Consider the following 16,552-nt stretch of genomic DNA (forward strand, 5'->3'; position numbering starts at 1 on the left):
ATGCACCCAGCCAACACGTTGTCGCTCGTCGCCGATATCGGCGGCACCAATACCCGCGTTGCCCTCGCGGAGGGGCGGCGGGTGCTGCCCGACACCGTGCGCCGCTACCGCAATGCGCAGTATCCCGGCCTCGAGACCGTTCTCAGCCGCTATATCGCCGAGGAAGGCGATGTGGACTGCGCGGCGGCCTGTGTCGCCGTGGCGGGACCGGTGCGCGACGGGCGGGCGACCCTCACCAACGTGGACTGGACGATCGACCGCGAGACGGTGGCCCGTGCCGCGCGGGCCGAGACCGTGGCGATCCTCAACGACCTGCAGGCCCAGGGCCATGCGCTCGGCCATCTCGATCCCGCGAACCTGCGGACCCTGGTTTCCGGACCGGAGCCCCAGCCCCACGAGACGAAGCTCGTGATCGGCGTGGGAACCGGGTTCAATGCAGCCCCCGTCTATGAAACGCCCGCCGGGCGGCTCGTCGCCCCCTCCGAATGCGGGCACGCAAACCTGCCCATCCGCACCGAGGAGGAGTTGCGGCTTGCGCAATATGTCTCCTCGGTGCACGGGTTTCCCGGCGTGGAGGACGTTCTCTCGGGCCGCGGGCTCGAACGGGTCTACGCTTGGCTCGGCGCCGAGGCGGGCGATCCGCGCGAGGTCCGCGCCGCGGACATCATGGCCTCCGTCGGCACCGGTGCCGATCCGCGCGCAGAGGCGGCGGCGCGGCTCTTCACCCGGATGCTGGCGACGGTCTGCGGCAACCTCGCGCTGATCCAGCTGCCTTTCGGCGGGGTCTACCTGATCGGCGGGGTGGCGCGCGCCTTTGCGCCCCATCTGGACGACATGGGCTTCGACGAGGCCTTCCGCGACAAGGGCCGGTTCGCAGGATTCATGTCCAATTTCTCGGTATCGGTGATCGACGACGACTATGCCGCCCTGATCGGATCCGCGGCGCATCTCGTGGAGCTCATGGCCTGATCCCCGGCGGCGGGGTACCCGCGGGATCGCCGCCCGGTGGCCAGATGCCCGGTTCCAGGACGATGCCGCCTCGATCCGTGCCGTCCTGCGCTGCCCGTCGCGCGGCCGAGCCATGGACATGTCGTAAGGTCCTCTCGCGGTGTCCCCGTTCCCCCCCCGATGGCGCACCGGAGTTCATGGCGGGACCTGGTCGGAGGTCCGTCAATGCAGCCGCGGTGGCGGCATCTGCCGCGCCACGATGTCGGTCAGTTGCGTCAGGGAGAAGGGCTTTGCCAGAAAGAGCGAGTTCGGGATCTGGGCGTGGTTCTCGGCCACCGCGTCCTCGGAATAGCCCGAGACGAAGACCACACGGGTGTCGGGCCGTTCTGACAGCGCCTCGCGGACCCAGGTCGGGCCGTCCTTTCCTGGCATGACCACATCCGTGACGAAGACGTCGACGGCGATCTCGGGTCCCGCGAGCATGTCGAGCGCGGCCTCCGCGCTTTCTGCCTCGAGAACGGTATAGCCGCGCAGGCGCAGCGCGCGGGACGCGAAGGCGCGCACGGGCGCCTCGTCCTCCACGAGCAGAACCACCCCCTCCGCCACGTCGTCATCCGCGCGCTCGGGCCTGCGGGCCGTCTCCACAGGGGCCGCGGGTCGGTCGCGCCGGGGGCATTGGGCCGGGAAATAGAGGGTGAAGGTCGTCCCTTCGCCAGGGACACTGTCGGCGAAGATGAACCCGCCGGTCTGCTTGACGATGCCGTAGGCCGTGGAGAGGCCGAGCCCCGTGCCCTCACCGGTGCGCTTCGTCGTGTAGAAAGGTTCGAAGATCTTCGGGAGCACATCGGGATGCATGCCGCTGCCCTCGTCGATCACCTGCACCGTCACCCATTCTCCCGGAGGCACCGTGGCCCGGTCCCGGCGAAGCGGCGCAGTCAGACGTTCGGTGCGGGTCGCGATCCGTATGGTCCCTCCGTCCGGCATCGCGTCGCGGGCGTTCACCACCAGGTTCATCAGTACCTGCTCGAGCTGCCGCCGGTCCGCGCGGATGGGTTTCAGCCCCGGATCATGCGTCAGGGTCAGGCGGATCCGCTCGCCAACGAGGCGGTTCAGGAGATGGGTGAGCTCCGCCAGCGTATCGCGAAGGTCGAGCGCCTCGGGCCGCAGCGTCTGCTTTCGCGAGAACGCGAGGAGCTGCCCCACGAGACCTGCTGCGCGGTTCGCGTTCTGGTGGATCTGCACGAGATCGCCGTAATCGGGATCGCCCTGGTCGCGCCGAAGAAGGAGCAGGTCGCAATGGCCGGAGATCGCGGTCAGCAGGTTGTTGAAATCATGGGCCACCCCGCCCGCGAGCTGGCCCACGGCCTGCATCTTCTGGCTCTGGACGAACTGCATCTCGAGCGACTTGAAATCGGTCACGTCCTTCAGCACCGCGATCATGTGCGCGCCCGTCGCGTCCGTCACGCGGTTGAGCGCGACCTGGACGACCGTCTCCTCGGGGCGGTTGGTGACGCGCAGGAACTCGGGCGCGACGGGCGCCTCTGACGCAGCCGCATCGCGCAGCCACTGGCCGACAGGCCGGCCGAGACCGTCGAGCACGTCGCCGAGCCGGAGCGGCCCCGCCATGTCGGCCCTCAGCAGGGCCCGGGCCTGGCGGTTCGCCTCGAGCACGTCGCCGGAGGCCGCGACCTTCAGCAAGGGCACGGGCAGATCCTCGATCGCCTGCCAGCCGGGTGCCTGCACCCGGGCCGCCGCCACCGGGAGAAGGTAGATCTCCCGCCGACCGCCCGCCCCCGTCACCTCGGCCACGAGCGTCTCCACCGGACCGTCGGGACCTCGCAGGCGGTGCCGGCGGCCGCTGACGAGAGGCAGATCCTCGAACACCGCCTCGAGCGATTTCGCGCGTCCGCCGACGGCCCGCCGGAACGCCTCGTTCATGTAGAGGATCGTTCCCGAGGGTCCGGCGGTCAGCATCGGCAGGCTCAACGCCTCGGCCGCGCGGGCCGGACCGCCCTTGCCGACAGTCTCGTCCAGCCGCCAGATGTAGGCGTCGGTGCCGATCCGCTGCACCGTCAAGCGCACCGGCCCGCGCCGCGTCACGATATCCTCCGCCGCGTGCCCTTCGGCATGGGCGCGGCTCTGGAGGCGAAAGAGCACGGCACCGGGATTGGCGAAGATATCGGTCAGGACATAGCCCAGCGTGTCGACGAACGGATCGCGGAACCTGTCCCGCGCGGCGGCATTGCGCGCCTCGATATCGCCCTCGCCCGTGGTCACGAAGGCCACGGTGCGATCCTGTTCGATCAGCAGACCTGCAGCCTCGAGCAGGATGTCGCGTCGCCTGCGCCCTGCGATCTGCCACAGGAACAGCGCGATCCCCGCAAGCGCGGTCACTGCCGCCGCGACCTGCAGCGCACGGATCTGCAGCGGCTCCGTCGCCACGGCACTGGCGACGAGCGCGGCGCCCGAAACGAGAAGCACCGCCCATGGACGCGCATCGGGCCCGGCCTGCCCGAAGGACGGCGCATTGCGCGCTGCATCGGCTTGCGACACGGTCCCATCCCCTCGATTCGAACCCGCAAAGAAGACCCCAGATCCCTTAACGGGCGATGAATGCCTGCGCGGGATCATGGGCTCTCGGCTTCGCCGGCGCAACCAAAGGTTGCAGCCTACCGAGGCGCGCGGAACGACACGAGAAAGAACCCGTCTCCTGCGGGCCCCGGGTCGAGCCGCAGCCGGTCCTCCTCGGTCCAGCCCGGCAGCAGTTCGGCGGCCGCCCCGGCGAGCTGCTCGTTCTCCTCGGCCAGCACCGAACAGGTGGCATAGGCCAGCCGTCCGCCCGGTCCGACATGGGCTGCGGCCGCGCGGACGACCGTCCTTTGCATGGCCTGAAGCTCCGCCAGCCGCTCCGGCGTCAGCCGCCATTTCGCCTCCGGATCGCGCCGCCACGTTCCGCTGCCGGAACAGGGCGCATCGCAGAACACCAGATCGAAGGGCGCCTCGGCAGCAAGCGCCTCCGGGGCCACCTTGCGGACCCGCGCGCCCGCCCGAGCCGCGCGCCCCTCGAGCGGGGCCATGCGGCGCCACGCAATGTCATGGGCCACGATGTCCGCCTCCGAGAGATCCGCGAAGGCCAGCGCCTTGCCCCCAGCGCCGGCGCAATAGTCGAGCACGCGGACCGGCGCCTCCCGGCAGAGACGGGCCACCACGGCCTGCGAAGAGGCGTCCTGAGGCTCGGCCAGCCCCCCGGTCAGCAGTGCGCTGCGCGCCAGCCGCCGCGTACCTTCGGTGATCTCGACCGCGCTCTCCACGGTCGGGTGAGGCACGGCCCGGATGCCCTCCGATCCAAGCCGCCGCACTGCCTCTGCCCTGCCCAGACGGCGCAGATTGATCCGCAGGTGGACCGGAGCGCGCTCCCTCAGGATCTCCAGCACGTCCGCCGTGCGCGGGCCGTAGACCACCTCGAAGGACGGCAGGAGCCAGTCCGGCAAATCCAGCGCCTCGGCGCCGAGAGGCGTTCTGCCGGCCGTCACCTCGTCCGTCCTCAGCGCTTCGGGCCCGTGGCCCGTTCCGGTGAACACCTCTTCCGGCGCGGTGCCCGCGGCCCGCACGGCGCCCAGCATCAGCCCGCGCCCCGTCTCCGCACCGCCGAGCGCCGCATAGGACCGCTTCCGACGCACGGCGTCATAGAGCAGGTCGCGCACGGCCGCCCGGTCGCCCGAACCGGCGAACCGGGAGGCCTTCGCCCAAGCCGTATAGGCCGCTTCCAGCGGCGCGCCGACCAGCCACCGGTCCAGAATGCCGATCGCCGCGGCGACGCGGGCGGCGGGGGTCATGGCTGCCTTCCTCCCGGAGCCGTCGCCATGCTCAGCTCTCCAGCCCCGCGAGCCCAAGCCTCTCGTACCGCCCGAGCCGGGCGTCTTCGGCCTCCGTCAGGGCGATCCCTTCCCGCAGTGACACGGCCCGCGCCGCGAAGCGCCTTTCCGATGGCAGACGGGCGCCCTGCCCGGCGATGGCGTCGAGCAGGCGCTCGCCCTCGGCCAGTGGATCGCGCCCGCTGCGCGCCGCGAAACGCGCGGGGTCGAAGGCGAGCACCAGGGCCCCGTGCCGGGGGAGCAGGCCTGCACCGCCACCGAAGTCGAGCGCCTCCCGGCTCATGAACTCTCCTAGCATCGCCCCGGCGAGGAGCTCGATCATCGTCGAGATGGCGGAGCCCTTGTGCGCGCCGAACGGCAGCATCGCCCCCGCGAGGGCCGCGTCGGGGTCCGTCGTCGGCCGCCCCTCCGCATCCACCGCCCACCCTTCCGGGATCGGCTTGCCCGCGCGCCTGTGCAGCTCGATCTCGCCCCGAGCCGCGACGCTGGTGGCGAAATCGAAGACATAGGGGTGAGGTCCCGGCCTCGGCCAGCCGAAGGCGAAGGGGTTGGTCCCCAGCAGCGGCGTGGTGCCGCCCGCGGGCGCGACCACGGCATAGCTCGGACACATGGAGATCGCGGCACAGCCCTGGGCCGCCATCGCCTCCACGTCGGACCAGAGCGCCGAGAAATGGAGGCAGTCGCGGATCACGAGCGCGGCAAGCCCCAGCTCCCGCGCACGCCCCGCCAGCAGGTCCGCGCCGGCATCGAAGGCGGGGTTGGCGAAGCCCCCTCCCGCATCGACCTCGATCACCGCGCCGCCGCCATCATGGACCCGCGGAACCGCGTCCGGCACCACCTTGCCCGCGGCGATCACCCTCAGACAGCCCTCGACACGATAGACGCCATGGGACTTGCAGGCATCCCTCTCTCCCGCGGCAATCACCCGCGCCACGGAGGCCGCACTCTTCGCCCGCACGCCGCAGCGGACGAAGAGCGCGGCGATCCGGGCCTCGAGAGCCTCGACGGAAACGGGGGGCAATTCGGTCATGGCATCACTCCCTGCGGCCCGGCACTGCGCCCGGCCCGACCGGAGTGCCACAGGTCACCTGGGCGACGCCAGTCCGCAAGGCTCTCGCTCCGGGGACGCAGCTGTGGCATCCGGGGTCGAACCCCGTTCCGCTGCAGGCATCCATGGCCAGCCCAGACCAGACCGACATTCTCGTCATCGGCGCCGGCGTCATCGGCATCACCACGGCCCTCGCCCTGCAGCGTGCGGGCCGTCGGGTGCGGGTGATCGATCGCCGGGGCGTCGCCGCCGAGGCCTCACGCGGCAATGCAGGCGCGTTCGCCTTCACCGACATCGAGCCGCTCGCCACCCCCGGCATCCTCCGCCGCGCCCCGCTGTGGCTGCTCGATCCCCTGGGGCCGCTCTCCGTCCCTCCGTCCCATGCCTTCAGCATCGCGCCCTGGCTCTGGCGCTTCTGGCGGGCAAGCCGGCCCCGCCGCTACAGGGCGGGCGTCACCGCCCAGGCCGCGCTCATGGACCTGTCCCGATCCACGCTCGAGCGGCTGCTGCCAGAGGTCTCGGGCGAGCGCTTCCTGCGGCGCGAGGGCCAGCTCCAGCTCTTCGACAGCCCCGCCAGCTATCGCGCCGCAGCCCCGGCCCTCGCCCTGCGCCGGCGCCACGGGATCGCCGTGGAGACGCTCGAAAGCGCCGGGGCGATAGCCGAGATCCAGCCCGGTCTCGCCTCCCGCTTCACCCGCGCGGCCTATACCCCGGGATGGATCAACGTCACCGACCCCGCCGCATGGACCGGACATCTGGCGGAGCAACTCCGCGCCCTCGGCGGCCGGATCGGGACGGCCGAGGTCCACGCCCTGCGCCTCTCGGCCGAAGCGGTCGAGGTCGACACGGACGCAGGGTCCCTCCGCGCGTCATGCGTTGTCGTCGCCGCAGGTGCCTGGTCGCACCGGCTGGCGCGTCACCTCGGCGACCGGATCCCGCTCGAAACGGAACGCGGCTACAACACCACCTATGCCGAGCCGCGGATCGACCTGCGCACCCACCTGACCTTCACCGACCACGGCTTCGCCGTCAGCCGCATCGGCGGCGGCGTGCGGGTCGGCGGCGCGGTGGAACTGGGCGGCCTCGACCGTCCCCCCGACATGCGCCGGGCGAAGACCCTCGCCGCCAAGGCCGCCCGTTTGCTGCCGGGCTTCGATCCTTCGGGCGGCACCGAATGGATGGGATTCCGCCCTTCTCTGCCCGACAGCATGCCCGTCATCGGCCGCGCCCCGCGCGCGCCCCGGGTCATCTATGCCTTCGGGCACGGTCACCTCGGCCTGACGCAATCCACAGGCACGGCGGCCCTCGTCGCGGCGCTGATCCTCGGGCAAACGCCGCCCATCCCGATTTCCCCCTATGCGCCGGACAGGTTCTGAGGCCGGCCGAGGTCTCACCGGCGCCCGCGTCCCGCAGCCGAGCGGACGACCACGAGACCGTCAGTAGGCCGGCGGATCGCTCGCCGGAAAGGACTCGTCCGAGGCCTCGTCCACGATGCTCCAGTCCGCGGGCCGCCCCGCCGCGGGAAGGCGTCTTTCACCCACCGCCGCGCCGGAAGGACAGAGGCCGGACCGGATAGCGAGTGCCACTGCCGCGCTGAGCCGCAAGACCCCAGGCGACGCCCGCGCCGATCAGGGCGAGCCCGGCGAATAGAACGACCCTCCCCGTGTCGCGGGAGCGGCGGCTGCGGCGGGTTCTCGGGAACGGTGTCATGCCGGGCCAAGCGAGACAGCCTCGGATTGGTTCCATGACCCCCGACAGGGCTCGGCGCACAGCGATCTCCGGCGGTGCCCTGCGTCTCCCTAGTCCTGCGGGCCCTCGAGTTCGGGCAGGGACATTCCCTCGCCCATTTCGGCGTCGATCCGGGCGATGGCCGCGTCGGTGATGTCCACGGCGCCGACCGACAGCACGACGGTCCGGCGGTCGAGGATCACCGCAGCCCCCCTCTCGACCATCAGCTGGCCCAGCACGGGCCTGACCGCGTTGAGAAAGGCGTCCTCGGCAGCCTGAACCTGCGCCCCCAGAGCGCGCTCCTTGGCGTCCTGCTCCTGGCGGATGCGCTGGACCCTCGCATCGAAGGCCTCCGCCTCGGCCCGGAACGCGTCCGGAGTCATCTCGCCCCGGCGCTCCGTCAGACGACGCTCCTCCGCCTCGAGTTCGCTGGCAATCCGCCGGTTCTCCGTAGCCAGCTCCTCGGAACTGGCCTGGATGTCCGCCGTCAGCCGCTGGCCGAAAAGGCTCTCCGAGAACAGCAGATCCGCATCTATGGTCAGGACCGGACTGCGCACGACCTCCGAGGGCTGCGCCACCGGTTCGCCCGCAGAGAGGTCAGGCGGCGCCGGACCGACCTCCTGCCCTGACGCCGCAGCCGCCCATAGACAGGCCGCGGCGGCCGTCACCGCCCCGCGAAGCCCGCGGGCCGTCATGGTCAGAAGCTCGTCGAGATCGTGAGATCGAAGTCCTTGGTCCTGTCCCTGTCCCGCACGTCCAGCGGCTCGGTGAAGTTGAACCGCAGCGGCCCGAGGGGCGTGGTCCAGAAGATCGAGACGCCTGCGACCGTCCGGGCGCTGAACTCGTCATAAAGCACGTTGACGCCCGTCGTGTCGCCCACGTCCCAGATCGCGCCATGGTCGAGGAAGACCCCGCCCCTGATCCCGTATTCCTCCGGCAGGCCCAAGGGAAACTGGGCCTCGAGGCGCGCCACCGCATACTGGTTGCCGCCCAGGGCATCGTCCGTATCCGCATCGCGCGGACCGATCCCCCGCGCTTCGAAACCGCGAATGTCGCGCGAGCCAAGGAAGAAGCGGTCGGTGATCCGGCTGTCCCCGTCGTTGTAGGACAGGTTGCCTGCCTCGATCGCGGCGGTCAGCGTCACCTCGTCGTTCAGGACCCGCGTCTGCGCCAGCGCCGAGGCTTCGGTCTTCACGAAATTCGCGTCGCCGACGCCGAATTCCTGGCTGAACCGCAGCGCGATGCCGGAGTTCCGGTCGAGGCCGGCGCGGCGGCTGTCCCAGCTGTACTGATAGCCGACCGATTGCGTGGCCACCCGGCCCTCGGCCGCATCCTCGAAGATGAGCAGGCTGGCCCGGTCCTCCGGCGGGTCCGGCGGATCGCCCTGAACGCCGGTGATATCGGTGATGTCGAGCGCGTAGAACAGCCCCAGCCGGCCGTTGTCGCTGACCGGAAAGACGATGCCCGGCTGAATCCGGAGTGTCTCCGTGTCGAAGAGCGCATTGGCATTGTCGGTGGTCTGGTAGCTCGCGCCGAAGGTGAACCGCAGATCCCGCCCGAGCAGCGCCGGCTCGGCGAAGCTGACCCGGAAGTTCTGCCGGTCCTCGCCCAGGGACACGTCGAAGGCCAGCTCCTGGCCTCGGCCGAGAAAATTGTCCTCCGAGAAGCTGGCGATCAGCGACACGCCGTCGTCGCTGTTGAAGTTGGCGCCGAAGGAGAGCGAGCCCGTGGGCTGCTCCACCACGTCGACGTCGATCACCACCTGGTCCGGCGTGGAGCCCTGCCGCGCGTTCACGTCGGCATTGGCAAAGTACCCCAGCGCCCGGATGCGCTCGGCGCTTTCGCGGATCGCGCGCGGATTGAACGGATCGCCTTCGACTGTGCGGAACTGCTGCCGGATCACCCGGTCGAGCGTCGTGGTGTTGCCCTCGATGTCGATGCGCTCGACGAAGATGCGCTCGCCCGGAACCAGCGCGTAGGTCACGTTCAGAAGCCTGCCCTGCGGATCGCGGTCGATCCGGGGATCGACCCGCACGAAGTTCAGACCCTTCCGGATCGCCAGCGTCTCCAGTCGGGCGATGTCCGTCTCGATCTGCGTGGGCGAATAGACCTGCCCGGACCTGAGCCGCGTTGCGGCCGCGAATTCCGCGGGGTCTGCGCCGGCGACCTCGGAGACCACGCCCGTCTCGCCGATGCGGAACTGCTGACCCTCCTGCACGAAGAAGGTCACGAGATAGGCGTCGCGCTCCCGTGTCAGCTGCACGTCGACGCTCTGGATCTGGAAATCGGCATAGCCCCGCGAATTGTAGAAATCCGTCAGCAACTGCCGGTCGAACTGCAACCGCTCGGGCGAATAGGTGTCGCGCCGGACCAATGCACGCAACAGGCCCGCTTGCTTGGTCTCGAGAACCCGGCGCAGACGCCCCTCGTTGAAGGCGCGGTTGCCGACGAAGCTGATGCGCTCGATCTCGGACACGCCGCTCTCGTTGACCTCGAACACCAGATCCACCGTACTGGCGTCCCGGCGGATGATCTGGGGTCGGATGATGGCGTTGACCTGGCCCTCGTTGGCATAGGCCTGGGTGATCGCGGCGGTATCGGCCTCGGCCTGGGCGGGCGAATAGACCCGCCGCTCCTGGCTGCCGAGAAGCGCGCGGATCTGTTCGTCCCGGATGCTGCGGTTGCCTTCGATGCCGATGGCGCGGATCACCGGCAGCTCCCGCACGGTGATGGCAAGGGTCGATCCCCGCGGCGTCACCTCGACGAGGTCGAACTGGCCCGACGCGCGGATCGCCTGGGCGGCGTCATTCAGCTCTGCCGCGGTGACCGTTTCCCCCCGGGCGATCCCGGCATAGGCGAGGATCGTCGCGTCATCGATGCGCGCATTCCCCTCGATCGCCACCGAATTGAAGGCGTAGGTCTGCGCCGCGACCGGACTGGCCAGGGCGCTTCCCAGCACCAGGGCCAGGACATGATCGAGCTTGAAAACACGCGCCTTTGCGCGACGTGGCGTACGGTGCATCTTCCCCGCCCATCATACTCCCGGTTCCTTGGGTGGTATCGGCATCGGGGGGGGTTGTCAAAACGAGAAGACCGCCTTCGCGCGGTCTGGTGCCGCTGTGCCTCAGAGGGGCCGAAGAGGGGCCTCAGAGCCCCGCGAGCTTGCCGATCATGGACCCCGCCCAGAGCGCCGCGGCGATGGTGGCAAGGTAGATCAGACGGTCCCAGTTGAGACCGATCAGCAGGCTCAGCCCCTGGTATCCATTGGTCAGCGTCTGCATGGCGCAAGTCCCGGATCTGCTTTTCAGACCCGACCGGTTCTGCCGGACAAATGAGGCAGAAAAAGGGCCGCGGCGGGCCGGTTCAGGGACACAGGAACAGATCGTTCGCCAGAGCGAAGATCATCAGCGTCAGGATGAGCGAGATCCCCACCGCCATCAGAACCCGAAGCACGCCGTCCGAGGGCGGCTTGCCCGCGACGGCCTCGTAGGCGTGGAACACGAGATGTCCGCCGTCGAGCACCGGAATCGGGAACAGATTCAGCAGCCCCACCGCCGTCGACAGGAGCGCCACAAACCAGATGAAGCTCTGCGCGCCTTGGCTCGCCATCGCGCCGCTGGTCTCCGCGATCCCCACGGGACCCGCGAGATTGCAGGTCGAGATGGCCCCCGTGATCATATGCCAGAGCCCCGACAGCGAACTGGTGATGATGAACCACACCTGGCCCGCGCCATAGGTGATCGCCTCCCACAGCCCGGGCGTGGCAGTCGCCGGCTCGAAGAAGAGTCCGCCGTTGATGCCGATGAGATAGCGCGTCTCGAACCCGCCTTCGGCGCGAGGCAGATCGGCCCGGCGCGGCACCAGCGTGAAATCGAGCACCTCCCCGTTGCGCCAGACCTCCAGCGCGAGCGGGCCTCCGTCGCTCTCGCCGACGATCTCGCGCAGCCGCTCGAAAGCGCGGACCTCCTCGCCGTCGATGGTCAGGATCACGTCACCGACGCGCAGATCCACGTCCATGGCGGCCGACTGCGGCGACAGGCCCTGGATCATGGGCGGATAGGGAAAGGGCCCCCGCACCGTCATTTCCTGCCCGTCGCGCAGGATGCGGTAATCCATCACCGGGTCGAGCGGCAGCGTTTCGATGAACCCGTCGAACTCCTCGAGCAGTGGCGTCTCGCGCCCCGCGATGGCCAGAATCTCGTCCCCGGGCTGCAGCTCCTGCACATAGGAAGGCGGCAGCGGGTCGATGGATCTCACGGTCAGGGGATCGGCCGCCCGCCCCTGGACCAGCACCACCGCGGCGAAGATCAGGAAGGACAGCGCGAAGTTGAACAGCGGACCCGCGGCCACCGTGGCCGACCGCGCCCAGAGCGGCGCGCCCAGCATCGTCCGCCGGCGCTGCGCAGCAGTCAGCCCGGCGTCATCGGACCCCACGCTTGCCGCGTTGGCGTCGCCCAGGAACTTCACATAGCCGCCGAAGGGCAGTGCGGCGACCTGCCAGACCGTGCCGTGCCTGTCCCTCCGGCTGAAGAGCACGGGACCGAAACCCAGGCTGAAGACCTCTGCATGGATCCCGGACCAGCGGCCGACGATGTAATGGCCGTACTCATGGATCGCCACGATGATCGACAGGGCGACGATGAAGGCGACGATCGTGAATGCCACGCCACCGAACTGGGGGAGGAATTGGGTAAGATCCAAACGGTCAGGCCTTCATGTTCTGTTTGCTGCGCGGTCAGTCGCGGAGGCCCATGACCTCGCCGGCGACCCGCCGCGCGTCGCGGTCGGTCTCGAGCACCATATCTAGATCGAAACCGGCGATTTGAAGGCCCGGACCGGCCGACATCCTGTCAAGCGTTGCCTCGACGACAACCGCCATGTCCAGAAAACCGATCCGCCCCGCGATGAAGCCGTCGAGCGCCGTTTCCTTGGCCGCGTTGAAGGCGCAGCCGGCGAGCCCGCCCGTCTCCATCACGGCCCGGGCGATGGCGAGCGCGGGATAGCGTGCCGCTTCGGGTGCGCGGAAGGTCAACTGGCCGATCTTCGCAAGATCGAGCCGCTCGACCGGCAGCGGGCGGCGTTCGGGCCAGTTCAGGGCGAAGCCGATGGCATGGCGCATGTCCGGCGCGCCGACATGGGCCATCAGAGCGCCGTCCCGGAACCCGACCAGCGCGTGGATCAGCGACTCGGGATGGATCACGGTCTCGATCCGCGCGGGGTCGATACCGAAGTATTCCCGTGTCTCGATCAGTTCGAGCCCCTTGTTGAACATCGACGCGCTGTCGATGGTGATGCGCTGGCCCATCGCCCAGTTCGGATGGCTCGAGGCCTCCGCCACCGTCGCCGCGGCGAGCTTCTCGAGCGGCCAGTCGCGGAAGGCACCACCCGAGGCGGTGATCACGATCCGCTCCACCGCCGCCATGTCCTCGCCGGTCAGCGCCTGAAAGATCGCCGAATGTTCGCTGTCCACCGGCAGCAGCGTGGCCCCGTGCTCCGCCACCTGACGCATCACGAGGGCACCCGCGCAGACCAGCGTCTCCTTGTTGGCGAGCGCCAGCGTCCCGCCCCGCCGGATCACCTCCAGCCCCGGCAGCAGCCCCGCCGCGCCGACGATGGCGGACATCACCCAGTCCGCAGGCCGGGAGGCGGCCTCCACCAGCGCCGCCTGCCCCGCCGCCGCCTCCACGCCGGAGCCCGCGAGACGCGCCCGCAAGGGCGCGAAGAGCTCCTCGTGACAGGTCACCGCGACCTCGGCCCCGAACTCCACAGCATCGGCTGCCAGCCTGTCGATGTTGCGCCCGCCGGTCAGCGCCACCACGCGGAACATGCCGGGCGACCGCCGCACGAGGTCGAGCGTGTTCTGCCCGATGGACCCCGTCGCCCCGAGGACGCTGATCCCTCTCAAAACGCGCTCCCCGGCCAGTCGAAGAGCAGATCGACCAGCAGCATCGTGACCGCCGCCCCCAGCAGCGCGTCGAACCGGTCGAAGAGCCCGCCGTGCCCCGGGATCAGCGCCGAACTGTCCTTGACGCCCATCCGCCGCTTCAGGGCGCTCTCGGCGATGTCGCCCATCTGCCCCGCGAGGCTCAGGAACATCGAGAACACCACCAGTCCCCAGCCCCCCGCGCCCGCCGCGGCAAAGGCGGCGCCCACCGCGCCCGCGGCGATCCAGCCCGCGACCGTGCCCGACCAGGTCTTCTTCGGGCTGACCTTCGGCCAGAACTTCGGCCCGCCCAGGGCGCGCCCGGCGAAGTATCCCGCGACATCCGTGACGACGACGACGAGGATCAGCCAAAGTATCCATGTCGCGCCGTAATCCTGCCGAAACACGACGAGACCCCAGCCCGCCGCCTGGATCATCAGCGCGAAGACCCCGAAGGTCAGCCGCTCGCGCCGTGCCGCCAGCATGCCGATCACCGGCGCGATCAGGAGGAAGGGCACGAGCCACACCCGGTCGACCGACAAGAGTCCGGAGATCACCGAGGCCGTCAGCGCCGCGAGCAACATGCCGGGTGTCGGGCGGTCCGGATGGATCATGATCCAGCATTCCCAGATCATCACGGCGGTGCAGAACACCGCAAGCATCTGGAACCACACCCCGCCGCCGAGGATCGCGCCCAGCCCCACGACAATCAGTCCGAGGGCCGACAGAAGCCTCGGCCTCAGGTCGGTCCATCGCGCCGGGACCACCGGATCCGTCGGCAGACGTGCCAAGCCGTCAGGCCTTCACCGCCCCGAAGCGACGGTCGCGCGCTGCATACTGCGCCACGACGCCGGCGAACTCCTCGGCGGTGAAATCCGGCCACAGCGTGTCGATGAACTCGTATTCCGCGTAGGCCGACTGCCAGAGCAGGAAGTTCGAGATCCGGGCCTCGCCGCTGGTGCGGATCACCAGATCCGGGTCCGGCAGGAAGCGCGTGTCGAGAAACCGTGCGAGCGTCTCGGCGTCCACATCCTTGTAGCCGAGCCGCCCCTGCTCGATCTCGAAGGCGAGCCTCTGGGCGGCCCGGGTCACCTCGTCGCGCCCGCCGTAGTTCAGGGCGATGGTCAGGTTGACCCGCGTGTTCCCCGCCGTCATCAGCTCCAGTTCATCCATCAGCGCCACCAGCTTGTCGTCAAGCTTGATCCGGTCGCCGATGAACCGCACCCGCACGCCTTCGCGGAACAGGTCGCGCGCCTCGCGCTGAATGTAGCGGCGGAAAAGGCCCATCAGGCCCGCGACCTCGGTCTGTGTGCGCTTCCAGTTCTCGGTCGAGAAGGCGAAGATCGTCAGGTATTCGACGCCCAGATCCGGGCAGGCCTCGACGATCTCCCGCACCCGGCGGGCGCCGGCGTGGTGACCGAAGAGCCGCGGCCGCCCGCGCTTCTGCGCCCAGCGGCCGTTGCCGTCCATGATGATCGCAACGTGACGCGGTCCGCCGCCGGTCAGATCCTTGGCCATTCGCCGGGCCTCCAATTTGACCCGCCGTGGCGGGCCGCTCCGTCATCCGTCCGTACCGGGCCGCGCAACGCGGGCCTGCAGGATCAGACCTGCATGATCTCGGCCTGTTTCGTCTCCAGCGCCGCGTCCACAGCCTTGATGTACTTGTCCGTCAGCTCCTGAACCTCGGTCTCCCAGAGCTTCTGGTCGTCCTCGGACATGCCGTTCGCCTTCATCTTCTTGATCTGGTCCATGCCGTCCCGGCGCACGTTGCGGATCGCGACGCGGGCATGTTCGGCATACTGACCCGCGACCTTGGTCAGGTCGCGGCGGCGCTCTTCGTTCAGCTCCGGGATCGGCAGCATGATGATCGTGCCGTTGAGCTGCGGGTTGATCCCCAGACCGCTTTCGCGGATCGCCTTCTCGACCTTGCCGACCATCGACTTGTCCCAGACGTTGATCGTCACCATCCGCGGCTCCGGCACGTTCACCGTGCCCACCTGGTTGATCGGGGTCATCTGGCCGTAGGCCTCGACCTGCACCGGCTCCAGCATGGAGGCGGAGGCACGGCCCGTGCGCAACGAGGCGAACTCCGTCCGGAGATTGCTCATCGCGCCGTCCATGCGCCGCGTCAGGTCATCGGTATCGAGCTCGAACTCTTCTGACATCGTGTCTTGCCTGCACTTTCGTCCGCCTCGTCCTATACCCGCCGGAGTCCCGGGTGTATAGGCCCGGCTCGAGCGCCGCGCGCGGGCGCGGCAGGAAGGCCGCGGTCAGCCGTGAACGCGGGTGTAAGTGCCCTTGCCTGCAAGGATTCCCCGAAAACCGCCGGGCTCGTCGAGCGAGAAGACGATGATCGGAAGGTCGTTGTCCCGCGCCAGCGCGATGGCAGAGGCATCCATCACGCCCAGGTGCTTCTGCAGGCACTCGTCGTAGGTCACCTCGTCGTAGCGCTTCGCATCGGGGAACTTGTTGGGGTCCTTGTCATAGACCCCGTCCACCTTGGTTCCCTTGAAGATCGCCTCGCAGGCCATCTCGTTGGCGCGGAGCGTCGCGGCGGTGTCGGTGGTGAAATAGGGATTGCCCGTGCCGGCGGCGAAGATGCAGACCCGCTTCTTCTCCAGGTGCCGCACCGCGCGCCTGCGGATATAGGGCTCCGCCACCTCGTCCATCCGGATCGCAGAGATCACCCGGGTGAAGACGCCCTGCTCCTCCAGCGCCGACTGCACGGCGAGCGCGTTCATCACCGTGGCCAGCATGCCCATGTAATCCGCCGTCGTCCGCTCCATGCCCTGCGCCGCGCCCGCGAGCCCGCGGAAGATGTTGCCGCCGCCGATCACCATGCAGATCTCGACGCCGAGGTCGTGGACCGACTTCACCTCGCTGGCGATGCGTTCCACCGTCGGCGGATGGAGGCCGTAGCCCTGGTCGCCCATCAGCGCCTCGCCGGAGATTTTCAGAAGCACGCGCTTGAAGGCCGGTTTGTCGCTGTCGTCCATGTCGGCTGCGCCTCCTCTTTGCGTCGGGCGCAAA

14 protein-coding genes are annotated in these 16,552 nt (G+C 69.4%); 2 read left to right on the top strand and 12 right to left on the bottom strand.

Annotated features, from left to right (window positions below; genetic code table 11):
* Positions 1-969 carry a glucokinase gene (locus EAT49_RS02065; RefSeq protein WP_123640605.1) on the top strand — a complete coding sequence of 323 codons (969 nt, stop codon included), beginning with the start codon at positions 1-3 and terminating at the stop codon, positions 967-969.
* A 201-nt stretch (positions 970-1,170) separates the two neighbouring features.
* Here EAT49_RS02065 and EAT49_RS02070 read toward each other — a convergent pair whose 3' ends face one another.
* From EAT49_RS02070 to EAT49_RS02080, 3 genes are read right to left on the bottom strand one after another with little or no spacing between them, the layout of a single operon-like run.
* Positions 1,171-3,579, bottom strand: a complete 2,409-nt coding sequence (locus EAT49_RS02070) for an ATP-binding protein (RefSeq protein WP_123640606.1) — start codon at positions 3,577-3,579, stop codon at positions 1,171-1,173.
* A gap of 38 nt (positions 3,580-3,617) precedes the next feature.
* Positions 3,618-4,784: an RsmB/NOP family class I SAM-dependent RNA methyltransferase gene (locus EAT49_RS02075; RefSeq protein WP_123640607.1), complete on the bottom strand. Its 1,167-nt coding sequence runs from the start codon at positions 4,782-4,784 to the stop codon at positions 3,618-3,620.
* A 31-nt stretch (positions 4,785-4,815) separates the two neighbouring features.
* On the bottom strand, positions 4,816-5,853 hold the full coding sequence (locus EAT49_RS02080; RefSeq protein ID WP_123640608.1) for an Ldh family oxidoreductase: 1,038 nt from the start codon (positions 5,851-5,853) through the stop codon (positions 4,816-4,818).
* Between the two features lie 143 nt (positions 5,854-5,996).
* Between EAT49_RS02080 and EAT49_RS02085 the strand changes: the two genes are divergently transcribed.
* Positions 5,997-7,247 carry an NAD(P)/FAD-dependent oxidoreductase gene (locus EAT49_RS02085; RefSeq protein ID WP_123640609.1) on the top strand — a complete coding sequence of 417 codons (1,251 nt, stop codon included), beginning with the start codon at positions 5,997-5,999 and terminating at the stop codon, positions 7,245-7,247.
* Between the two features lie 423 nt (positions 7,248-7,670).
* Here the strand turns inward: EAT49_RS02085 and EAT49_RS02090 are convergent, their stop codons facing one another.
* From EAT49_RS02090 to pyrH, 9 genes are all read right to left on the bottom strand, one after another.
* Positions 7,671-8,177: an OmpH/Skp family outer membrane protein gene (locus EAT49_RS02090; protein ID WP_246003726.1), complete on the bottom strand. Its 507-nt coding sequence runs from the start codon at positions 8,175-8,177 to the stop codon at positions 7,671-7,673.
* Between the two features lie 119 nt (positions 8,178-8,296).
* Positions 8,297-10,621 carry an outer membrane protein assembly factor BamA gene (gene bamA, locus EAT49_RS02095; RefSeq protein WP_123640611.1) on the bottom strand — a complete coding sequence of 775 codons (2,325 nt, stop codon included), beginning with the start codon at positions 10,619-10,621 and terminating at the stop codon, positions 8,297-8,299.
* Between the two features lie 124 nt (positions 10,622-10,745).
* Entirely contained in the window at positions 10,746-10,880 is a 135-nt protein-coding gene (locus EAT49_RS21690; RefSeq protein WP_281274704.1) for a hypothetical protein, read from the bottom strand.
* 82 nt (positions 10,881-10,962) lie between these two features.
* Positions 10,963-12,300, bottom strand: a complete 1,338-nt coding sequence (gene rseP, locus EAT49_RS02100) for an RIP metalloprotease RseP (RefSeq protein WP_123640612.1) — start codon at positions 12,298-12,300, stop codon at positions 10,963-10,965.
* 34 nt (positions 12,301-12,334) lie between these two features.
* Entirely contained in the window at positions 12,335-13,504 is a 1,170-nt protein-coding gene (dxr, locus tag EAT49_RS02105; protein WP_123640613.1) for a 1-deoxy-D-xylulose-5-phosphate reductoisomerase, read from the bottom strand.
* Entirely contained in the window at positions 13,501-14,304 is an 804-nt protein-coding gene (locus EAT49_RS02110) for a phosphatidate cytidylyltransferase (protein ID WP_425459508.1), read from the bottom strand. Before EAT49_RS02110 ends, dxr begins: the two co-directional genes overlap by 4 nt.
* Before the next feature lie 13 nt (positions 14,305-14,317).
* A complete protein-coding gene (uppS, locus tag EAT49_RS02115) occupies positions 14,318-15,040 on the bottom strand; it encodes a polyprenyl diphosphate synthase (RefSeq protein WP_123640614.1) in 723 nt (240 codons plus the stop codon).
* Between the two features lie 83 nt (positions 15,041-15,123).
* Positions 15,124-15,687: a ribosome recycling factor gene (frr, locus tag EAT49_RS02120; protein WP_123640615.1), complete on the bottom strand. Its 564-nt coding sequence runs from the start codon at positions 15,685-15,687 to the stop codon at positions 15,124-15,126.
* Positions 15,688-15,792: 105 nt separating this feature from the next.
* Positions 15,793-16,518, bottom strand: a complete 726-nt coding sequence (gene pyrH, locus EAT49_RS02125; protein ID WP_123640616.1) for a UMP kinase — start codon at positions 16,516-16,518, stop codon at positions 15,793-15,795.
* Between the last annotated feature and the right edge of the window lie 34 nt (positions 16,519-16,552).

The sequence above is a fragment of the Histidinibacterium lentulum genome (genome assembly GCF_003789055.1).
GTDB classification, from domain to species: Bacteria; Pseudomonadota; Alphaproteobacteria; order Rhodobacterales; family Rhodobacteraceae; genus Oceanicola; species Oceanicola lentulus.

Coding starts and splice junctions, on each gene's coding strand:
- EAT49_RS02065 (WP_123640605.1), top strand. CDS start 1: ATGCACCCAGCCAACACGTTGTCGCTCGTCGCCGATATCGGCGGCACC.
- EAT49_RS02070 (WP_123640606.1), bottom strand. CDS start 3,579: ATGATCCCGCGCAGGCATTCATCGCCCGTTAAGGGATCTGGGGTCTTC.
- EAT49_RS02075 (WP_123640607.1), bottom strand. CDS start 4,784: ATGACCCCCGCCGCCCGCGTCGCCGCGGCGATCGGCATTCTGGACCGG.
- EAT49_RS02080 (WP_123640608.1), bottom strand. CDS start 5,853: ATGACCGAATTGCCCCCCGTTTCCGTCGAGGCTCTCGAGGCCCGGATC.
- EAT49_RS02085 (WP_123640609.1), top strand. CDS start 5,997: ATGGCCAGCCCAGACCAGACCGACATTCTCGTCATCGGCGCCGGCGTC.
- bamA (WP_123640611.1), bottom strand. CDS start 10,621: ATGCACCGTACGCCACGTCGCGCAAAGGCGCGTGTTTTCAAGCTCGAT.
- EAT49_RS21690 (WP_281274704.1), bottom strand. CDS start 10,880: ATGCAGACGCTGACCAATGGATACCAGGGGCTGAGCCTGCTGATCGGT.
- uppS (WP_123640614.1), bottom strand. CDS start 15,040: ATGGCCAAGGATCTGACCGGCGGCGGACCGCGTCACGTTGCGATCATC.
- frr (WP_123640615.1), bottom strand. CDS start 15,687: ATGTCAGAAGAGTTCGAGCTCGATACCGATGACCTGACGCGGCGCATG.
- pyrH (WP_123640616.1), bottom strand. CDS start 16,518: ATGGACGACAGCGACAAACCGGCCTTCAAGCGCGTGCTTCTGAAAATC.